This window comes from Deltaproteobacteria bacterium, assembly GCA_005879795.1.
Lineage (GTDB): Bacteria > Desulfobacterota > Binatia > DP-6 > DP-6 > DP-6.
The window spans coordinates 1-20434 of sequence record VBKJ01000207.1 but is presented as its reverse complement, the minus strand read 5'-3'; the positions used below and the strand labels follow the sequence as shown (position 1 = coordinate 20434).

Annotated in this window: 14 protein-coding genes and 2 pseudogenes; 6 read left to right on the top strand and 10 right to left on the bottom strand. The window is 73.0% G+C overall.

What is annotated here, in order from left to right; all coding sequences use genetic code 11:
- Positions 1–1587, top strand: a 1587-nt coding sequence (gene recG, locus E6J59_17785) for an ATP-dependent DNA helicase RecG (GenBank protein TMB16952.1), incomplete at its 5' end; no start/stop codon positions are given.
- A gap of 12 nt (positions 1588–1599) precedes the next feature.
- Here recG and E6J59_17780 read toward each other — a convergent pair.
- Positions 1600–4584: a DUF748 domain-containing protein gene (locus E6J59_17780; protein ID TMB16951.1), complete on the bottom strand. Its 2985-nt coding sequence runs from the start codon at positions 4582–4584 to the stop codon at positions 1600–1602.
- 362 nt (positions 4585–4946) lie between these two features.
- On the opposite strand from E6J59_17780, the gene E6J59_17775 reads away from it, so the two are divergent.
- Positions 4947–6827 (top strand): sulfatase, encoded by a 1881-nt coding sequence (locus E6J59_17775; GenBank protein ID TMB16950.1) that lies wholly within the window; start codon positions 4947–4949, stop codon positions 6825–6827.
- 178 nt (positions 6828–7005) lie between these two features.
- Here the strand turns inward: E6J59_17775 and E6J59_17770 are convergent, their stop codons facing one another.
- Positions 7006–7359: a VOC family protein gene (locus E6J59_17770; protein TMB16949.1), complete on the bottom strand. Its 354-nt coding sequence runs from the start codon at positions 7357–7359 to the stop codon at positions 7006–7008.
- A 142-nt stretch (positions 7360–7501) separates the two neighbouring features.
- Positions 7502–8722 (bottom strand): DUF1343 domain-containing protein, encoded by a 1221-nt coding sequence (locus tag E6J59_17765; protein ID TMB16948.1) that lies wholly within the window; start codon positions 8720–8722, stop codon positions 7502–7504.
- 371 nt (positions 8723–9093) lie between these two features.
- Between E6J59_17765 and E6J59_17760 the strand changes: the two genes are divergently transcribed.
- Positions 9094–11142 carry a hypothetical protein gene (locus E6J59_17760; protein TMB16947.1) on the top strand — a complete coding sequence of 683 codons (2049 nt, stop codon included), beginning with the start codon at positions 9094–9096 and terminating at the stop codon, positions 11140–11142.
- A gap of 66 nt (positions 11143–11208) precedes the next feature.
- Here the strand turns inward: E6J59_17760 and E6J59_17755 are convergent, their stop codons facing one another.
- On the bottom strand, positions 11209–12630 hold the full coding sequence (locus E6J59_17755; GenBank protein ID TMB16946.1) for an amidohydrolase: 1422 nt from the start codon (positions 12628–12630) through the stop codon (positions 11209–11211).
- A gap of 90 nt (positions 12631–12720) precedes the next feature.
- On the opposite strand from E6J59_17755, the gene E6J59_17750 reads away from it, so the two are divergent.
- Positions 12721–14880 carry a hypothetical protein gene (locus E6J59_17750; GenBank protein TMB16945.1) on the top strand — a complete coding sequence of 720 codons (2160 nt, stop codon included), beginning with the start codon at positions 12721–12723 and terminating at the stop codon, positions 14878–14880.
- Positions 14881–14892: 12 nt separating this feature from the next.
- Here E6J59_17750 and E6J59_17745 read toward each other — a convergent pair whose 3' ends face one another.
- On the bottom strand, positions 14893–15693 hold the full coding sequence (locus E6J59_17745) for an enoyl-CoA hydratase (protein TMB16944.1): 801 nt from the start codon (positions 15691–15693) through the stop codon (positions 14893–14895).
- Positions 15694–15771: 78 nt separating this feature from the next.
- On the opposite strand from E6J59_17745, the pseudogene E6J59_17740 reads away from it, so the two are divergent.
- A pseudogene (locus tag E6J59_17740) lies at positions 15772–15933 on the top strand (ATP-dependent Clp protease ATP-binding subunit ClpX).
- A 211-nt stretch (positions 15934–16144) separates the two neighbouring features.
- Complete coding sequence (locus tag E6J59_17735) at positions 16145–16453, top strand: cupin domain-containing protein (GenBank protein ID TMB16943.1); 309 nt, start codon at positions 16145–16147, stop codon at positions 16451–16453.
- Here the strand turns inward: E6J59_17735 and E6J59_17730 are convergent.
- From E6J59_17730 to E6J59_17710, 5 genes and pseudogenes are all read right to left on the bottom strand, one after another.
- Positions 16450–16845, bottom strand: a complete 396-nt coding sequence (locus tag E6J59_17730; protein ID TMB16942.1) for a GFA family protein — start codon at positions 16843–16845, stop codon at positions 16450–16452. The two genes, E6J59_17735 and E6J59_17730, sit on opposite strands and share 4 nt — an antisense overlap.
- 12 nt (positions 16846–16857) lie before the next feature.
- A complete protein-coding gene (locus E6J59_17725) occupies positions 16858–17688 on the bottom strand; it encodes an enoyl-CoA hydratase/isomerase family protein (GenBank protein TMB16941.1) in 831 nt (276 codons plus the stop codon).
- A gap of 164 nt (positions 17689–17852) precedes the next feature.
- Entirely contained in the window at positions 17853–18716 is an 864-nt protein-coding gene (locus E6J59_17720; GenBank protein ID TMB16940.1) for a hypothetical protein, read from the bottom strand.
- A 162-nt stretch (positions 18717–18878) separates the two neighbouring features.
- Positions 18879–19526, bottom strand: a complete 648-nt coding sequence (locus tag E6J59_17715) for a 16S rRNA (guanine(966)-N(2))-methyltransferase RsmD (GenBank protein TMB16939.1) — start codon at positions 19524–19526, stop codon at positions 18879–18881.
- Positions 19523–20416 (bottom strand): annotated as a pseudogene (locus tag E6J59_17710) (glycoside hydrolase family 15 protein). Before E6J59_17710 ends, E6J59_17715 begins: the two are co-directional and overlap by 4 nt.
- Between the last annotated feature and the right edge of the window lie 18 nt (positions 20417–20434).

Here is a 20434-nt window from a genome sequence, read left to right as displayed (position 1 = left end):
GAGGAGTTCGCCGCGCGCGTGCCGAGCGCGCTCCCGCCCGCGGTCGCGGCGCGCCAGCGCGCGATCGACCTGGGCCGCGCGCTCCGCCACGTGCACACGCCCGCGCCCGAGGCCGACGTCCAGGCGCTCGGCGAGGCGCGCTCGCTCGCCCACCGCTCGCTCATCTTCGACGAGCTCTTCTTCCTGCAGCTCGGGCTGGCGCTTCGGCGGAGCGCCGCCGGCGAGGCACCGGGCACGGCGTTCCCCGCCTCGGGGCACCTGGTGCCCGCGCTGCTGAGGCGGCTGCCCTTCCGGCCGACGGGCGCGCAGGAGCGGGCCGTCGCCGAGATCGCGGCCGATCTCGCGGCGCCGCACCCGATGCGCCGCCTCCTCCAGGGCGACGTGGGGAGCGGCAAGACGCTGGTCGCGCTCATGGCGGCGTTGACCGTCATCGAGGCGGGCCACCAGGCCGCGCTCATGGCGCCGACCGAGTTGCTCGCCGAGCAGCACCTCGAGACGGTCCGGCCGCTCGCCGGGCCGCTCGGCGTCGAGCCCGTGCTGCTCACCGGCGCGGTCAAGGGAAAGGCCCGCCGCGCGGCGCTCGCCGGGCTTGCCGGCGGGACGATCCCACTCGCCGTCGGCACGCACGCGCTCATCCAGGAGGGTGTCGCCTTCGCGCGCCTCGGCCTCGCCATCGTCGACGAGCAGCATCGCTTCGGCGTGCTGCAGCGCGCGGCGCTCCAGCGCCACGGCGCCGAGTCGGTCGACGTGCTCGTCATGAGCGCGACGCCGATCCCGCGCACGCTCGCGCTGACCCTCTACGGCGACCTCGCGGTGTCGACCCTCGACGAGCTGCCCCCCGGGCGCACGCCGATCACGACCGAGCTCTGCCGCGAGTCGCGCCGCGAGCGCGTCTACGGGCGCATCCGCGGCGAGATCGCCGCCGGCCACCAGGCCTACATCGTCTACCCGCTGGTCGAGGAGTCGGAGAAGTCGGCGCTGCGCGCCGCGACCACCATGGTGCACGAGCTCGCCGCCGGGCCGCTCGCGGGGCTGCGCCTGGCCCTCGTCCACGGCCGGTTGAAGGCCGAGGAGAAGGACACCGTCATGCGCCGCTTCAGGGCGGGCGAGCACGACGTGCTCGTCTCGACCACGGTCATCGAGGTCGGCATCGACGTCCCCAACGCGACCGCGATCGTGATCGAGCACGCCGAGCGCTTCGGCCTGGCCCAGCTCCACCAGCTCCGCGGCCGCGTCGGCCGGGGCCGCGCGCGCGGCCACTGCTTCCTCGTCGTGCCGGACTGGACGGGCGAGGAGGCCTACCAGCGGCTGCGCACCCTCGAGCAGTCGACCGACGGCTTCCGCATCGCCGAGGCCGACCTCGCGCTGCGCGGGCCGGGCGACTTCCTCGGCACGCGGCAGGCGGGGCTGCCCGACTTCCGGGTCGCGAACCTGCTGCGCGACACGGCGCTCCTGACGGCCGCGCGCGACGAGGCGCTCGCGTGGCTGGCGGAGGATCCGGAGCTGTCGCGGCCGGAGTCGGCGGCGCTGCGCGCGGTGCTGGTGCACCGCTGGAAAGGGCGGCTCGGGCTCGCGCGGGTAGGGTAGGGGAGGGGAGCCTCACGGTCCCCTCGGCGCGGCGGCCGCGCGCATCTCGAAGCGGACGGCCGGCGGCCCCTCGGCCACCTCGGCCGCGGGGTCGCGGCGGTCGACGCGCTCCGGCCCGATCCCGTACCGCTCCCGCAGGAGCGCCTGGAGGCGCGCCATGCGCTCGCCCGCGAGTGCCCGCAGGCGCTCGGGCGTCGGCGGGGGGCGCTCGGCGAGCCACCGCTCCAGGGTCTCGGCGTCGTCCGCCGCGAGATCGCCCTTCTCGTCGCGCGCGCGGGCCTCGAGCGCCGTGCGGATGCGCTCGCGGGCGCCGCGCTGCGGGAGCGTGCGCACGACGCCCAGGACGCCCTGTGGCGTGCCCAGCTCCTCGCGCAGCGCCTGCTCGCGGAGCCAGCGGACGTCCTCCGCGCTCGGCGGGGCGTCGAGCGTGAGGCCGATCCCGGGCCGGCTCGCGACGACGCCGGCCAGCGCCTCCGCCTGCTTCTCGCCCTCGGCGGTGAGCTCGGCACGTCCCGCGCGGAAGGTGATCGGCACGGGGGCGAGCGCATCGCCCCCGCTCGTCGCGAACGCCGCCCCGACCAGCTTGAGCGGCGAGACGAGCGCGCCGATGAGCGCCCCGCGGAGCGCCTGGCGGATGACGCTCGTGATCCCGACCTTCATCCCCTCCGCGTCGGCCGCGACCGGGACGTCGAGCGCGATTTTGCCCTCGAGGTCCTTGAGCAGCGCCAGCGCCACCGACAGCGGGATGCCGAACTGCCCCGCGAAGAGCGTGTCGCCCTCCTTGCCGCCCAGGTCGAACTGGAGGAGCTTGAGCGCCGTGGTCGAGTCGTAGCCGCCGCCCTGGAAGCGCGCCCGGGTCGCCACCGTGAGCGCCCCGCTCGCGATGCTGTAGGGCGAGTACGCCGTGGCGTACGGGTTGAACGGCCTGAGCGCGATGTCCCTGCCGTCCAGCTGGATCTCGCCGCCGGCGGGCGAGAAGCCGCCCGTCAGGAGGAGCTTGCCGCGCGACGCCGCGGTGGCCTCGACGCGCACGCGCTCCATGGCGAGAGCAGGCCAGCGGAGCTTCTGCACGTCGGCGTCGAGCGACGTGAGGTCGCCCCAGAAGAAGGGCGTCACGGTGCGGTCGGTGACCAGGATGCGCCCCTCCGTCAGGCGGAGCGACTCGACCGCGACGTCGACGGCGGGCGCCGGCGGCTGCCCGCCCGCGGCCGGCCCCGGCGCGGGAGCCGCAGGCGTCTCGTCGCCGGCTCGCGCTGAGGAGAGCGGCGGCAGGACGAGCCCCTCGGCGGTGCGCGTGAGCTGCGCGTACGGCTTCGCGAGGCTCACGGCCCCGAGGCGGACGGAGATCGGGGCGCCCGGCGTCTTCGCCCCGTCGGCCCCGAGCACCCCGGGGACGAGCAGCTCGTCGATCCCCACCTCGAGCACGGACCAGCCGGCGGCGAAGTCGTTCGGGTCCGCAGCCGCGACCCACGGATCGGCGAGCGTGACCTTCCCCTGCACGCGCACGTCGCCCGGGGTGGGAGCCGAGGAGCCGGCGGCGAGCGCGAGCTCTGCACCAAGGACGCCCTTCTGGACGATGCCCGGTGGCAGCGCCCCCGCGAGCCCGGCCAGCTCCGGGAGCGAGAGCCGGTCGAGCGTCAGCGTTCCGGTGAAGCCGGGTCGGGCGATACGCAAGCCCCCCTCCACCCGGAGCGAGCCGTCGAGCAGGCCGAGCGCGAGCCTCACGGGAGCGGGCTCGTCCCCGTCGCTGGTGAGCTCGCTCGCCTCGACGTCGACGCCGACCTCTGTCGCCGGCTCTGCGCCAAGGAGGTAGAGGCGCGTGTCCGCCACGCGGAGCGAGCCGACGGACCACCGCCACGGCTTCGCCGCCGGGGCGGGCGCCGCGGGTGCGGGTGCGGACGGTTCGGGGGCCGGGTGCGGCGGGGTCTCGGCCTCGCCCCCGATCATCGGCAGCAGCGGCCCGCCGCGCGGGCGGACGACGAGCGACGCGCCCCGCAGCTCGACGCTCGCCACCGCGGCGCGCTCGGCGACCAAGTCGATCGGATCGACCGCCACCGCGCAGTGCTTCCAGGCGAGCGCCGGCATCTCGACCTCGGGCACGCGTATCTCCACGTCGTCGAGCGTGACCGTGCCACGCAGGAGGTGGCGGCCGCCGGTCGCGAACCGATGCACGACCGACGCGCCGAGCTCGCCCGCGAGCTGGCGCCAGCCGACCTTCGGCACGTAGACCCGCGTGCGGCGGAGCGGCAGGCGGCGCGCGCGGAGCCTGCTCGCGACCGCGAGGCCGTCCTCGCGGAGGCGCAGACGCGTGTTCACCCGGAGCCGGCCCCTGTCGACGCGCACGTCGAGGTGGGCGTGTGCGGGCCCGCCGTAGAGCCCCGGGCGCAGCGCCACGTCCCGCACCGCGAGGGTCGGGAGCGCGATCTCGACGGGCTCGGCCCCCTCCACGGCGAAGTCGCGGAAGCGCGCGTGCCCCGCGCGCAGCACGAGGGAGTCGATGCCGAAGCCCCAGCCGGCCCCGGGCTTGGTGGTCGGCTGCGCGCGCGCGGGCTGCGTCTCGGCCGTCTCTCCCTCCGTGGGCCCGGCCGCGGCCTTCCCCTTGGGCGCGAGCGCCGCCAGGTTGAGGTCGCCGCTCGCGAGCCGGTCGAGCGCGATCCGCGGCTCGTCGAGCTCCACGCTCTCGAGCCGCACCGTCTTGCGGAGGAGGGAGAGCCAGGCGACGTTCACGGCGAAGCGCTTCCAGGCGACGAGGGGCGGCTCGGCGTCCACGGCGGGCGGCGGGGCCGCCCCGGGCGGCAATGGGGCGCGCACCGCAACGTCCTCGAGCACGACCACGCCGCGCAGGAGCCCCAGGTCGACGTCGCCGATCGCGACCCGGGCGTTCAGGAGCTTCGCGGCCCGGGAGGCGAGGACGGCCCGGAGGACCGCGGGAAGTGCGGCCCGCAGCACGAGCAGGATCCCGAGTGCCACGAGCCAGCGCCGTCGCCGTCGCGTCATCCCGCCCCCCGGCTACGCGCCGGCCCGGCCGGCGTCAACGAGCCCCGTGGCCATCGTCGGGACCGCGGAGCCGGCGCGCCCGTGCAGCCCGTACCGCGGTGGGGAGGGTCGTCGCCTCTCCGGCGGGGGCCGCACCGTGATCCGTGTCGTGGTGGTCTCTCTGTGCTAGGAGTCCGTCCGGGTAATCATGGTGAGCGAGGCGAACGAGCCGGGGAGCGAGAGCGGCAAGCGCAGCGACGACCGACGAGGCGTGCCTGAAGGCACGCCGCAGGAGGGAGGAGCGAGCACGCCGCTCGCAGCCCCCGGGTCGTTCGCCGCAGCCGCCATGATTACCCGGACGGCCTCCTAGGAACGCGACGGGCATGACGCAGTGTCGGGGGCGCCCCCGCGTCCGGAGCGTGGTGGCCGGCGGTCTCGCGCTGCTCGCGGGTGCCACGGCATGGTGGTGGCATCGTGCAGCGACCTTCGCGCTGCCCGGCCGGCTACCCGTCGACCGGGTGGCGGCCGACCTTGCCGCCGCACTCCCCGAGTCGAGCAGCGTGCGGCAGGCTCCGCTCGCGCCCCGGCGCGGCCTCCTCGCCAGCGCGGGGCCACGCGATGCGCTCATCGTGGCGCCGGGCTCGCGCCTGCCGCTGCGCCTGCGGGTTCCGCCGGCGGCGATCCTCGCGTTCAGCGTCGGGGTGGAGGGCGATGGGGGGAAGGATCGGCACGCCGCCGGCCTTCGCTTCCAGGTCCTGGTCGACGGCGCGGAGCGCTTCGCGCGCGTCGTCAATCCGGCGGCCCGCCGCGCCGACCGGGTCTGGTTCGACGAGCAGGTCGATCTGTCCGGCGAGGCCGGACGCGAGGTCGAGATCGTGTTCGCGACCGACGTCGCGGGCGCGGGGACGCCGGCCGGCATGCCGGGGTGGAGCGGCGTCCGGGTCCTCGAGCGCCACTGGCGCGAGCGGCAGCGGGCGGATCCATCGAGGCCGAGCGTCCTCGTCGTGCTCATCGACACGCTCCGCGCCGATCGGCTCGGCTGCTACGGGCGCACGCCGAGCCCGAGCCCGACGCTCGACGCGCTCGCCGCCCGTGGCTCGCTGTTCGAGCAGAATGTCGCCCACGCGCCCTGGACCATGCCGTCGACGGCTTCGATCCTGACCGGCCTCTACCCGCCCGCTCACGGCGTGCTCGGGGACCGCGGGCAGACGTTGCGCGACGACCTCCTCACGCTGCCGGAGGCGGCCGGGGAGCACGGCATCACGACCGTCGCCGTCTCCGCCAACCCGCTCGTCTCGCGTGGCACGAACTTCTCGCAGGGGTTCGAGACGTTCGTCGAGCTCGAGATCGAGACGGCGCGGGAGGATGGCGAGGTCGTGAAGACGCCGGCATCCGCCGCCGCCGTCAACGACGTCTTCCTCCGCTGGCTCCGCTCGAACCGCGCCCGCCGCTTCCTCGCCTACCTGCACTACATGGAGCCGCACCATCCCTACACGCCGCCCCCGCACCTCCGCCCGCCGGCGCCGCCGGGCGTTCGCCGGCGCGTCGCCGCGGGGCGGCTCGATCCGTGGCAGGCCGCCATGCGCGCGCCGATTCCCTTCCAGCTCCCTGCGCTCGAGCTCGAGTACGTCCGCCGCCTGTACGAGGGCGAGATCCGCGCGTGGGACGAGCAGCTGGCCGAGCTCCTGCGCGCCCTCGACGCGTTCGACCTGCTGCGCTCGACGGTGGTCGTCGTGACGGCCGATCACGGCGAGGCGTTCCAGGAGCACGGGCGCCTGCAGCATGGCTTTCACCTCTACGACGAGCTGCTGCGCGTGCCGCTCGTCATCGCGGGCCCCGGCATCGGCATCGGACGCGTCAGCGCCCAGACGATGGGAGTCGACGTGTTCCCGACGGTCGCGGCGCTGCTCGGACTTCCCGTCCCCGCGGGCCTTCCGGGGCGCAACGTGCTCGCCTCCGGGACCGAGCGCCCGGCCTTCTCCATGACGCTCGGCGGACGCCTCCTGGACGGCCGCGGCGGCGAGATCGTCTCGGTGCGGACGCCGGAGGCGAAGCTGATCTGGGCGCCGAATCTCGGGCACTATCAGTTGTTCGATCTCGTCCGGGACCCGGGCGAGCGCGAGGACCGGTGGGGAGACGGCACCGCCGCGGCGGCGCTCGCGCGCCTGCTCTCCGAGTGGCGGGCCGCGGCGCCGCCGCCGCCTGCCGCGACGGCGGGGCCGGGGTTCGAGGAGCGCCTGCGGGCGCTGGGGTATGTGGATTGAGCGGCGGGCCGCGGGCACGACGCTGTAAGGACCCCGCGCTCAGCGGGCAGCGGCTGCGTCCACCGCGCGGGCCGATCGGAGAAACCGGTACGAGGGCACGGGTGTCCGGCCGGTCCGCTCCAACTGCTGGCCAGGTTCCGAGCTCATTATGCGCCCGCTAGCGCCGCCACCTCGGGACCTACCGTACCGGCATGAAGTGGAAGACGGTGCCTTCCGGATCCTCGAAGCCCAGATTCGGACCGAAGCGCCGAAGGGGAATTCCCGCTGCGCGAAGCGCGGCCTCGGCGGCGGCCGGATCGGAAACGCGCAGCGCCACGTGGTGGGGCTGGCGCAGCGGCTCGTCGCCTTCCGCTTGAAACAGCGCCACGTGGGAGCCGTCCCCGACGTGGACGAACGCCATGGTCTGCGTTTGGTGGTCAATCTGCAGACCCAGGACGTTGCGAAACCAGGCGACCGCACGCGGCAGATCGCGATACCGAATACCAACGTGGTCGATGCCTCGGCTCTCAAAGAGTGCCATCAGGTCCTCCATTCAATGAGCACGCCGACGACGGATCATCGCGGGCTTTGCGCGCCGGCGACATGCGGAGCATCGGCGCGCACCTTAGGCGACGGGCGCACCCACGACAAGAGCAACCGGCCACCCACCTCCGCGCACGCGGCGGCGCGCGTCTTCAGCGATAGAGCCGCACCGACAGCGCCTCCCTGCGGAACGCCTCGATCTCTCTCCGCCAGGAGCGCTCGAGGGCCCGCAGGTCGGCGCCGCGCTCCACCGCGTCGCGCACGGTGGGGTCGCCGAGCAGCACGTCGATCGGCAGCCGGTCGGTGACGTACTCGTAGGGCGGCTCCTTCCAGGCGAAGTGCTGCCGGTGTTCGGCGATGACGTCCTGCAGGAGCGCGAGCGTCGTCAGGTAGGGACGGAAGGCGGCCCGGTCGGTCACGTGGAGCTGGAAGCCGTGGCAGAGCCGCTCGGCCCACTTGTGGAAGGTCGGCTCGAACGCGTGGTCGCGCAGCACGAGCCCCGGCAGCCGGCGGCGCTCGAAGCGCCGGCGGATCTTCCGGAGGTCGATCCACGGCGCCCCGAAGATCTCGAACGGCCGCGTCGTCCCGCGCCCCTCCGACAGGTTCGTCCCTTCCAGCAGGACCTGGCCCGGATAGACGACCGCGGTGTCGAAGGTCGGCATGTTCGGCGAGGGGAGGACCCAGGGGAGACCGGTGTCGGGGAAGAGCATGCGCCGCCGCCATCCCTCCATCGGCACCACGGTGAGCGCGCAGCGGCCGGGGCAGCGCACCCCGACGCCGTCGGTGCGCCGCGCGGGGCGGCCGCCGCCGTCGGCCATCCGCAGGTTGACGAGCGCGGCCAGCTCGCCGAGCGTCAGCCCGTGGCGCATGGGCACGGGATAGAGGCCCACGAACGAGGTGTACCCGGGCCGGATCAGGTTCCCCTCGAGCGTCTCGCCGCCGAGAGGATTCGGCCGATCGAGCACGACGACCTCCTTGCCGGCGGCGGCGCAGGCCTCGAGCGCGAGGGCCGTCGTCCATTCGAAGGTGTAAACGCGGGTCCCAACGTCCTGGAGATCGACGAGCAGCAGGTCGATGCCCGCGAGCATCTCCGGCGTGGGCGAGCGGGTCTCCGAGTAGAGGCTGTAGACCGGGATGCCGAGCTCGGCATCCACGCCGTGCCCCGACTCGATCATGTTGTCCTGCTTCTCGCCGGCGAAGCCGTGCTGCGGGCCGAAGAGGGCGAGCAGGCCGTCGCCGCAGAGACGGTGGACGACGTCGCGTGCCGAGACCAGCTCGGCGGTGACCGACGCGGGGTGCAGGAGGAGCCCGACGCGCCGACCGCGCAGCCACCTCGGCCGCTCGCGCGCCAGCACCTCGAGGCCGGTGAGCACGCGCGCGGCCCTCCGGCCGCCGGCCCTTCTCCCTGCGCTCGCCACGGCTCAGGCTTCTCGCCGCGGCGGCGGATAGAGCCCCGGCGGATAGGCCTCGTGGCGCGGGAGGGCGTGGGCGATCTCGTGGCACGGCGCCTTGGAGCCGGCGAAGATGTGCATCTGCGGGCGGACCTGCGAGTCGAACGCGACCTCCCCGCACAGACAGCTGCCTCGTATCGGCATGGTGTCCTCCCTCTCCCCCATACGACCTCATGATGCCTTCGCCCGGGCCCAGTGACCACCTCCGTATCCCTTCCGCCGCTCCGTCGTGCTCACCAATCGCCAGGCGGTATCTCACCTTCGGGCGCGATTGCCCGCCGGTCGAGGTCGGCGTGAATCTCTGTCGGGTGGCGACGAACCGCGCCGGCTTCTCAGTCGTCCGCCCGGCGACGGCGAAGGCGGGCGTGTCGCTCGTCCTGCTCGCCGTGCTCGGCTCGGTGCCGGCCGCCGCGCAGGTTTCGGGTGTTGTCGCGAACACTCCGGGCGTGGCGACGGGAGGCGGGCAGGTTCCGGGTGAGCTCGCCGAGATGTCGGTCCTGCGCGGCACCTCGGCCGGCGGCCGGGCGAGCTTCGGCTTCGACGCCCGCTTCGCGAGTGGCGACGCCGCGCCGAGCGGTCAGCTCACGTTTCTCGATCGTGCGGCCGACAAGACCGTCAAGTCGACGACCATCGAGACCTTCACCGTGACCGGCAACCGCGCAACCTTCACGGGCCGAGCGACGGTGAACGGCGTGGCCGGCATCAGCTTCGTCGTCGAGGTCCAGGATCTGGGCGACCCCGGGAGCGCGGGTACGACGGCGGACTCGTTCAACATCGTGCTCGATGACGGCTACGCGGCCGGCGGCGTCCTCATCAACGGCAACATCCGGGTGCGCGAGGGCGAGCCGGGCGGGGAGGCCTCGCCCTTCCGCGTCGGCGCAGCGAAGCGGACGCTCAATCCGACGCTCGCGGTCGCGCCGCCCGACGGCCAGGTGTACCTGGGCGGCTACGGCCTGGGAGCGGTCCGGCGCTCGACAGGGGTGCTCGGCTCCGGCGCCTGGGTGCGCGCCTTCGTGGTCGACAACGGCGAGCAGGCGATCGCGCTCGTCGAGTCGGACAACCAGGGGGCCTTCGCGGCCTACGAGATCGGCCGGGGCGCCGTCGGGGCGATCGACATTGCCCGGGCGGTCGAGGCGCTGCGGCCGGCGCTCGCTGCCGACCACATCGTGATCGCTGCCGACCACAGCCACGCGGGGCAGGACCTGATCGGCGTCTGGGGCGGCGTGCCGAACGAGTACCTCGCGTACGTCAAGGCGCAGACGGTGGCGGCCATCGTCGAGGCGTACGACCGGCGGGAGCCGGCCGACCTGCACGTGGGCTCGGTGGGTGGGATCGTCGCGGGCGACCAGACCAGCATCCTGAACAGCCAGTTCGACGACTCGAGCTGCCGCGCCGACCCGACGCCCAGCGACCCCGGCCACACGGGGTTGCCCTGCACGGAGCCGGGCGATTTTCCCAACTGGGACCTGGTCGACGACTCGGTGCGTGTCCTCTACGCGACGCGGCCGGACGGGTCCACCATCGCGACCCTTGTGAACTTCGCGGCGCACTCGACCGTGATGGGGTCGGGCAACCGGCTGATCTCGGCCGACTGGCCGGGGCCCACCGCCGAGAAGGTCGAGGCGGCGCTCGGCGGCACCGCGGTGGTGATGCCGGCGGCGAACGGGCGGACGCAGCCGGACCGCCCCGCAGGAACCGACGCCGAGAAGCTCGACGTCTATTCGACCACCATCTCGGGCCTGGCGCTCCAGGCCGTGGCCTCGGCTGCGCCGGTCACGGGGAGCCGCGTCGCCGCCAAGAAGCGCCTCATTTTCGAGACGGCCGACAACGCGGGACTCCTGGCGCTCCTCTACGCGGGGCAGGCGGGCTGCTTCGTCACACCCAACCTGTGCGTGCCGATCATGCGCGCCAAGACGCCGCCGTGGATCATGGGGAACGTCATCGGCACCGTCGTGTCCGCGATCCGGGTGGGCGACGTGCTCTTCACGGGCACTCCGGGCGAGCCCTACCCGCAGATCGCCTTCGGCATCCAGGACGCGGTCGACGCCGGCGCACCCGGCGTCGCCGACATCTCCCACCACTTCCTCGCGAGCCTCGCCGACGACCAGCTCGGCTACCTGATCGCGCCTACCGAGGGAGTCCCCGCGGCCGCCGAGCAGACCGCCCTCACCGGTAACGACAACTTCCTCTTCAACGTGGCGGCGATGATCGGCGACCACGTCATGTGCACCGCGACCAGCCTGGCGCTCGATCTGGGCTTCCCGGGCGACGCGCTCCACGATCCCCGCTGCGCGGCCTGGGCAGGCGAGCCGGACCTCGACCCGACGACTGCGCCGAACTGAGAATCATCCCCCGCGCCGGCGCCACTCGTCGGCGTGTTGGGCTGCCGCGGGCCTGGGCGGGTGGCGTCAGCCCTGGAGAGACGCCCCGGTCCGCAGGAAGGCCAGGAACTCCCGCCGCGTGCGCGGCCCGTACGCCCGGAGGCTCCGTCCCGCGCGGAACCCGCCGTGGGCCGCGCGCTCGAGCGCGATGCGATCGGCGGCGATCGCGCAGCGCCGGGCGCGCGGGTCGACGCCGTAGAGGCGCGCGGCATTGAGCCCCAGGATGCGGCGCTTCGCCCGCCGCGTGAGCGGCGGGAAGCCGTAGCGCTCCCGCATGGGGGCGGGGATGCGGAGTGTCTTGAAGGCGTCGATCAGCCACTGGGGCGAGCCCCACCATACGCAGTCGGTGCCCCACAGGATGTTGCGCGAGCCGAGGGTCTTGAGCAGGCGCCCGATGAAGAAGGCGGCCTTCGCGGGGCTGTCGAGGAAGGTGATGGCGAAGCTGCTGCCGATCTCGGCGTAGAGGTTCCGGCGGTATTTCCGCGGGAGACTCCGCGCCACGCGGATGAACTCGCTGTTCCCGCCCTCCTCCGGGAAGTAGCCGGCGTGATAGGCGCAGAACTCGAGCTGCGGCCAGTCGCGCACCACCTTCGGCAGGTCGCGCGTGCGCACGTACTCGGCGCTCAGCGGGAAGAAGGCGAGGTTGGGGAGCCCCTTGTGGCAGTTGATGAGCCGGAGCCCGAGGCGCGTCGCCTCGGCCAGCATCGGGTAGCTCACCCGCTCGTCGTCGAGCCACCAGTTGCCGTTGTAGGTGTAGCACTTGAGCGCCACCGCGCCGAGGTCGCGCACCTGGTGCTCCATGCTGTCGAGCGCGGTGGGGCTGCCCGGCGGGGCCTTCGGGTCGATCATCGCCTGGCTGAGGGCGCGCTCGGAGCCGGCGAGGTGGTTCACCAGGTCGCGCGTGTCGGCCATGGTCTGCGGCGGGAGGAGCACGCCCGAGGGCACGCCGCTGATCACCCCGACGTCGGTCTCGCTGCCGACGAACACCTCCCGAACGAAGTTGGCCTGCCCGAGGAGCTGGGTCCGCTCCGTGCAGGGCTTGCTCACGTCCTGCCTGCGCTCGCCGAAGCGGATGAAGCAGAAGCGCGAGGGGTCGGGCAGGTTCAGGTCGACGTGGTGCAGCTGCACGTCCATCACGAAGAGGTGGCGATCGAGGAGGGCGCAGGTGGCGTCGAGGTCGGGGTCGAGCGGCAGGACGGCGGCGTCGCCCTGCTGGTCGAGGCCGTGGATCTGGTTGAGCACCCAGAAGGCGGTTGCCGTCGCCGCCGCCGTGCGGAGGAACTCGGCGCGCGTCATGCCGTGGCGGCGCGCGCGCCGGTCGCACTCCTCGGCGATCAGCCGGGCGGCGAGCCGCTGCTTCGCGCTCGGCGGCCGCGGGCACCACTCCCCATTGGAGACGTCGGAGAGCGGGAAGGGGACGCGAGGCTCGCCGCCGGACCGACCGCTCATGCCCCAGCGCTTAGCACCGCCCGCGAGCGCCGGTCGAGCACCCTCGTCCGAGCGGCCGACACGACAATCTGCTAGAGCAGCACGTCGCGCATGCTCCTCGCCGTCTACGCCACCACCATCTTCGTGACCGCCGCGCTCCTCTTCCTGGTCCAGCCGATGTTCGCCCGGATGGTCCTGCCGCTCCTCGGCGGCTCGCCCGCGGTGTGGAACACGTGCCTCGTCTTCTACCAGGCCGCGCTCCTCGCGGGATATCTCTACGCGCACGCGACCACGTCCTGGCTCGGCGCACGCCGCCAGGCCGCGCTCCACGTGGGCCTCGTCCTCCTTCCGCTCCTCGTCTTGCCGATCGGCATCCCGTCGGGCTGGACGCCGCCCGCGGCGGCGAACCCGATCCCGTGGCTGCTCGCGCTGCTCGCGGCCGCCGTCGGACTCCCCTTCTTCGCGGTCTCGACGACGAGCCCGCTTCTCCAGCGCTGGTTCGCGGGCACGGGGCACTCCTCGGCGGGCGATCCCTACTTCCTCTACGCGGCGAGCAACCTCGGGAGCATATGCGGGCTGCTCGGCTATCCGGTCCTGCTCGAGCCGCGTCTCCGCCTGGCGCAGCAGAGCCGCCTCTGGACCGGCGGCTATCTCCTGCTCGTCGCGTTCACCCTCGCGTGTGCGGCGCTCCTCTGGCGCGCGCCGGTGCCCGCGCTCGCCGACCCGATCCGCGCGCGCCCGCCGGGTCTCACGGCCCGCCGCCGCCTGCGCTGGGTGCTGCTCGCCCTCGCGCCGTCGAGCCTCATGCTGAGCGCGACGACGTTCATCTCGACCGACGTCGAGGCCATCCCGCTCCTCTGGGTGATCCCGCTGGCGGTCTATCTCCTCACCTTCGTCCTCGTGTTCGCCCGGCGGCCGATCGTGCCCCATCCCCTCGTGGTCCGCGCGCTGCCGATCGCGGTCCTAGCGCTCGTCGTCGTGCTCGTGAAGCGCGCCAACCAGCCGCTGCTCCTGATCATGGGGCTCCACCTGGCGGTCTTCTTCGTGGCTGCGATGGTGTGCCACGGTGAGCTGGCCAGGGACCGGCCGCCGCCCGCGCACCTGACCGAGTTCTACCTCTGGCTCGCGGTGGGCGGCGTCGTGGGCGGAGTCCTGAACGCGCTCGTCGCGCCGCTCGTCTTCGACACCGTGGCCGAGTATCCGCTGACCCTCGTCCTCGCGTGCCTGCTCGCGCCGGGGGCGCGCGGCGGCGGCCGCGCGCAGCTCGTCCGTGACCTCGCGCTCCCCGGACTGGTCGGGGCGATGGCGGCGGGGCTGATGCTGGGCGCGCCGCCGGGGCGAGCGGCCGTCTCGTGGCTGACACTCGTCGTGCCGGCCCTGCTGTGCTTCGGCTTCTCGCGCCGGCCGCTCCGCTTCGGGCTGGGGGTGGGCGCGATCCTGCTCGCCGGCACGCTCCACACGAGCGCGCAGGGCAAGGTGATCGCCGCTCGCCGGAGCTTCTTCGGCGTGAATCGCGTGACCGCCGACGCGGCGAGCCGGTTTCACTTCCTCGTCCACGGTCACACTCTGCATGGCGCGCAGAGCCTCGAGCCCGCCCGGCGCCGCGAGCCGCTCGCGTACTACCATCCGAGCGGCCCGATCGGGCAGGTGTTCGCCGCCCTCGGCGACCCGCCGGCGGTCGCCGTGGTCGGCCTCGGCGCCGGCGCGCTCGCCTGCTACGCCCGGCCGGGCGAGGCGTGGGACTTGTACGAGATCGATCCGCTCGTCGAGCGAATCGCCCGCGATCCGGAGTACTTCACCTACCTGCGCGACTGCCTGCCGGAGGCGCGCGTCATCCTCGGCGATGCGCGGCTGTCCCTGTCGAGGGCCGCGCGACGCTACGATCTGATCGTCCTCGATGCCTACAGCTCCGACGCGATCCCGGTGCACCTCCTGACGCGAGAAGCGCTCGGGCTGTACCTCGACCGCCTCGCCCCGGCGGGGGTGCTCGCCTTCCACATCTCGAACCAGCACCTCGACCTGGAGCCCGTGCTCGCCGACCTGGCGCGCGATGCCGGGCTCGTCGCGCTGCTCCAGGTCGACACGCACGTGACGCCGGCCGAGCGCGCGGGCGGGAAGCTCCCCTCCCGCTGGGCGGTCATGGCGCGCCGGCCGGCCGACCTGGGCGCCTTGACGAGCGACGCGCGCTGGGCGCCGCCCCGCGGGCGGGCGGACGGGCGGGTGTGGACCGACGACTTCTCGAGCGTGCTCGGCGTGCTGCGCTGGCGCTGACTCCGGCCCCGCTCAGCGGAAGCGCGGCGGGCGCTTGTCGAGGAACGCCTGCACCGCCTCGGCGTGCTCGGGGCTCTTCCAGCAGGCGCGCAGCATCTCGCTCTCGCGGCGCTGCACCTCGTCCAGGTCGGTCGCCGAGGCGTTCTGCGTCAAGAGCGCCTTCGTCATGCGGAGCTGCGGGTCGGGATTGGCGGCGATCTCGCGCGCCAGCTCGCGGGCCGCCTCGAGGAGCTTCTCGGGCTCGACCAGCCGGTCGGCGAGCCCGCACGCCGCCGCCTCGGCGGCGCCGTAGAGCCGCCCGGAGAGGCACATCTCGCTCGCCTTGCCGAGACCCACGCGCTGGACGAGGAAGTGCGTGCTCGCCAGCTCCGGGACGAGGCCGACCTTGATGAAGAGCATCCCGAAGCGCGCCTTCTCCGAGGCGACGATCACGTCGAAGGGCAGGATCATGGTCATGCCGATGCCGACCGCGGCGCCGTTCACGGCGGCGATGAGCGGCTTCGACTCGCGCACCAGGCGGACCCAGTCGAGGCCCGCCGGCATGCCGCCCTGGCCGCTCGCCGTGTCCTCGCCGGGGTCGCGGCCCTCGATGCGGGACTTGAAAGTGAGCTCCATGTCGGCGCCGGCGCAGAAGGCCCGCCCGGCGCCGGTCATGACGATCGCGCCGACCGACCGATCGTCGTTCGCGCGCCGGAGGGCGTCGGCCTGCTCGACGGCCATCTGCGGCGTCCAGGCGTTCAGCTTCTCGGGACGGTCGAGGGTGATCTGCGCGATCCCGTCGCTGGCCTCGTAGCGAATGAGCTGGAAGGTCATGTGTTCCCGGTAGCACATCTCCCGTCCCGGCGCGTCACCCGTCCCGCCGCGGTCGTGCTATGCTACGCTCGCTCTCGGATGTCGCGCTCTCGTCGACCGACGCCCCCCGAGCCCCCGAAGCTCTTGTACTGCTCTTTCTGCGGGAAGTCTCGGGACGAGGTGCGGAAGCTCATCGCCGGGCCGATGGTCTACATCTGCGACGAGTGCATCGACCTGTGCAACGACATCATCGCGGAGGAGGGGGATAGGCGAGAAGCGCTGCAAGGCACCGTCAGCGCGGCTTCCTCCCTCAGGCTCGCCGAGTGGTGCCGGGTGTGCCGGCGCCGGAGGGCTGCCCCCGAGCTGGTCGCGGTGCCGGACGTTGGCCACGTGTGCCATAGCTGTGTCGACGCGATCCGCGCCGCGGCCGACGCGCCCAAGCCCGAGAGTCATCCGTCAAGGAGAGCTGCACATGCGTCTCGAAAGAATCCCGTGGAGCGGCCCTGACAAGCCGACCGAGAGCGTACTCGCCGCGCGGCTCGCGGCGGACGATTTCGAATCCTTCGCCTGGAGTGACCCGCCCGACGCCGACTACTCGCCGCACGCGCACGATCACGACGAGAGCCTCTGGGTGATCGAGGGCGAGATCACCTTCGGCGCCGAGGGGAAGGAGCTCCGCCTCGGCCCGGGCGACCGCCTCATGCTGCCCAAGGGCACGGTGCACACCGCGCGCGCCGGGCGCGAGGGCGCGCGCTACCTGATCGGGGAGCGGCGCGGCTAGCTTCCCGCCTGGAGGCGGGGCAGCTCGTCGGTGATCTCGAACCAGGGCGCCTTCGAGCCCACCCAGACGTGCAGGAGCGGCCGGCTCCCCGGGTCAGCGTCGAGCGTGCCGAGCCGGATGCGGACGAAGTCCGGATGCGCCGCCCACCGGGCCAGGATCGGCGAGCCGCAGCGCGCGCAGAAGGCGCGGAACTTCCCGGGCGAGGACTCGTACTCCGTGACGAGATCCCGGCCCGCGACCAGCCGGAAGCGCTCGGCGCGCACGGAGGCGTTGGTGGCAAAGGCCGTGCCGCTTGCCCGGCGGCACTGCGAGCAGTGGCAGTAGCTCACCGAGCCGATCTCGCCATCGATCTCGTAGCGCACCCCGCCGCAGAGGCAATGTCCGGTGAGCATCGCGTTCTCCTCCTAGTCGCGGAGCTTCTCGACCAGCCCGCCTAGGTCGAGCTCCACCTCGCGTGTCTGCCCGCCCAGCGCGAGGAACCGCTGCATGCGCTCCTGTGCCGGCCTGGTCGCCAGCGACTGGTTGAAGTAGTGCGCCTCCTCGAGGAGCCCCTCGACGGTCGGCAGCTCGGCGGCGGCGACCGACGCCTTCGCGAGCGCGATCGCCTCGGCCGGGAAGGAGGCGATCCGGCGGGCGAGGCGCTCGACGAAGGGACCGAGCTCGGCCGCCGGCAGCGCCCGGTTCAGGTACCCGTACCGCTCCGCCAGCTCAGCCGGGAAGTCCTCGCAGCCGAGCACGATCTCGAGCGCGCGGCCCCGTCCCACGAGGCGCGGGAGCCGCTGCGTGCCGCTGCCGCCCGGGATGATCCCCAGCGCCACCTCGGGCTGGGCGAGGATCGCGCGCCCGAGCGCGCCGAAGCGCATGTCGAGCGAGAGGAGGAATTCGCTCCCTCCGCCGCGCGCCCGGCCCTCGACCTTCCCGATGGTCGCCTTCGGCATGGTACGGAAGCGGTCCACCATGGCGTGGAAGAGGCCGAGGCGGGTCGCCTTCGGCGGCACGGTGACCGGCAGCGTCCGGATCAGCGCGACGTCGGCGTGCGCGATGAAGAAGTCGGGGTTGGCGCTCTGGAAGACGGCGACGCGGACGTCGCCGTCCGCCTCCAGCTCGCGTCCGACCCGGTCCATCTCCTGGATGAGCGTCAGGTCGAAGAGGTTGATCGGCGGGTGGTCGATGGTGACCGTGGCGACGCCGCGGTCGACGTGGATATCGAGGCACTCGTAGCCCGTGTACGCCATTCGTGACTCCTAGCCCGTGGACCGGACCGAAGCCAGGGACCCGAGCTCCCCCGAGCCGGGTTGACCAGGCGTTCCTCCCGCGGAGATGGCGCGGGCGCGAGCGAGTGGTGCCTGCGCTCCCGCTCCGGAGCCGGGCGCTGACCCACCCGGTCCCGCGCTCGAGCTTACTTCCCGTTCTCCAGGGTGCCCACCAAGGGCACGCCCATGGGGCCGACCGGAAGGTAGATGGCGGTGTGATTCGGCGAGCCGACCATCGCCTTCTGCGCCTCGATCGCCTCGTGCTGGAGGTACTGGGCGCTCAGCCGCTCGTTGATGATCGCCATCGCCTTGGCGACGCCCTCGGCCTGCACGACGCGCTTCTGCGCCTCGCGCTGCTCGATCTCGATCTCCGTCTGCTTCCGCTCCAGGACCTGGGTGGCCGCCATCTTCTCCGCTACCGCGTTGGCGACCTCCTGCGGGTACTGGATGTTGCCGACCACCACGCTGATGACGGCGAAGGGTGTATCCTTGCTGAGGGTGCCCATGCGCTTGGCGATCAGGTCGCCGACCTCCGTGATCCGGTCCTTGATCTCGAGTCCGTTCAGCTTCTGGACCTCGTCGCGCGCGTAGGTGCGCAGCGGCTCGCGCAGGAAGTTGTCATAGGCGACCCGCACGACCTCCTCCGGCCGCTTCCCCAGCTCGATCGTGGTGTAGTGCTCGACGAGGTCCTTCACCCGCTCGGCGTCGACCTTCCACAGCAGGTGGACGCGGAAGGAGACGCGCAGGTTGTCACGCGAGAGGACGGCGCTGTCGCCGGCGAACTCCTCGCTGTACGTGTAGGGCGTCACGCTCACGTTGACGACGTGCAGCAGCCAGCCGAGGCCGGAGGACGTCGGTCCGGTCTGCAGGGCGTAGAAGCGGGACCTGCCGAGGATCGCCCCCTGCGTCACGTAGCCCACGTACCCCGCCGGAGTCTGGACGTTGCCGCAGCCCGCGAACGCCAGCACCGTCAGCGCCAGCACCGTGAACACTCTCCCGATCTTCGCCATCCCGCTTCCCCTTCCGCCCCCTGGGTGCGCGCTGGTGCCCGCAGCCACGACGGGGACCCGGCATCATCGTATGACACCGGCCCGCCTGATTCTCCAGCAATCCTGGGACGGCCCTGCGGTGCGCTGCCTCGTCGCCATCGAAGTATGGCGGCCGAGAGGGCGTCATCGTAGGGGACCGCTCGTCTCCTCCGTGGCGGTGTCCGCACCGCTTCGCTGCAACAGCGCGAGCCAGCTCCGCCCGTACACGCGACGCTCGCCCTCGACGAGGCCCGCCGGCATCTCGGGCAGGTCCCCGCCGCGCTCGCCGCGGATCACGAGGCGGCCGGCCGGCGCGAGGCACCGTGCGCCGAGGCGCAGCAGCTCGGCGACCTGCCCCGGGTCGTCCGCGTACCATGCGAAGGGAGGATCGGCGAAGAGGAGATCGACAGCGTGGAGCCGCGGCAGCACCGCCCGGAACGGCAATGGGTGCAGGACGAGGTTCGGCGGGGCGCCGAGCTTCGCTGCATTGGCTCGCAACACCGGCACCGCATGCGGGCCGGGCTCGATCGCCTCCACCCGTCGGGCGCCCCGGCTGAGCGCCTCGAACGTGAAGGCGCCCGAGCCAGCGCAGCAGTCGACGACCAGGAGCCCGTCCATGCGCTGCCCGAGCCAGTCGAACAGCGCCTGCTTGACGCGATCGGGCAGCGGTCGGGTCTCGAGGCCTCGTGGGGCGAGGAGTCGCCGGCCCTTGAACGTCCCGCCGATGATCCGCAGTCCGCTCGTGGGCGGCCGGCGAGCGGGTGGGGTCGATCGTGGATGCCGCCGCCTCACGCCGTCCGGCCCGACGCCGAGAGCCGCCGGTCGAGGTCGTAGGCGGCGCTGATGAGCGCGAGGTGCGTGAACGCCTGCGGGAAGTTCCCGAGGTGCTCGCCGCGCTGGCCGAGCTGCTCGCCGTACAGCCCGAGGTGGTTCGCGTAGCCGAGAATCTTCTCGAAGTAGAACCGCGCCTTCTCGAGATCTCCCATGCGGGAGAGGCACTCGACGTACCAGAAGGAGCACATGCTGAAGGTCCCCTCCCTCCCGGAGAGGCCGTCGGAGAACCCGTCGCCGAGCCGATAGCGGTAGACCAGGGAGTCGCTGACCAGGTCCTGCTCGATGGCATGAAAGGTGGAGACCCAGCGGGGGTCCGTCGGCGAGATGAACCGGATCAGCGGCATGAGGAGCGTGGCGGCGTCCAGGGCGGTCGAGCCCTTGGCCTGGACGAACGCCTTGCGCCCGGGATCCCAGAAGTGGGTGAAGATGTCGCGGTACATCTCATCGCGCACGTCGTGCCAGCGAACCAGTGGAGCCGGGAACGAGCGCTTCTGCGCCAGGCGCACCGCGCGGTCGAGCGCGGCCCAGCAGAGCACGCGCGAGTACAGGAACTCCTGGCGCCCGCCGCGCACCTCCCAGATGCTCTCATCCTTGTCGCGCCAGTGGGTGCAGACCCAGTCGACGAACCGGCTTACGTTGGCCCACAGGTCGTAGGAGATCGGTGCACCGTACTTGTCGTAGAGGTAGATCGCGTCCATCAGCTCGCCGTAGATGTCGAGCTGGAGGTTGGTGGAGGCCGCGTTGCCGATGCGCACGGGCGCGGAGCGCAGGTAGCCCTCGAGGTGCGGCAGCGTCTCCTCGGGGAGCCGGTGGCGACCGTCGATCCCGTACATGATCTGGAGGGAGCCGTCGGGTTAGAGCTCCTC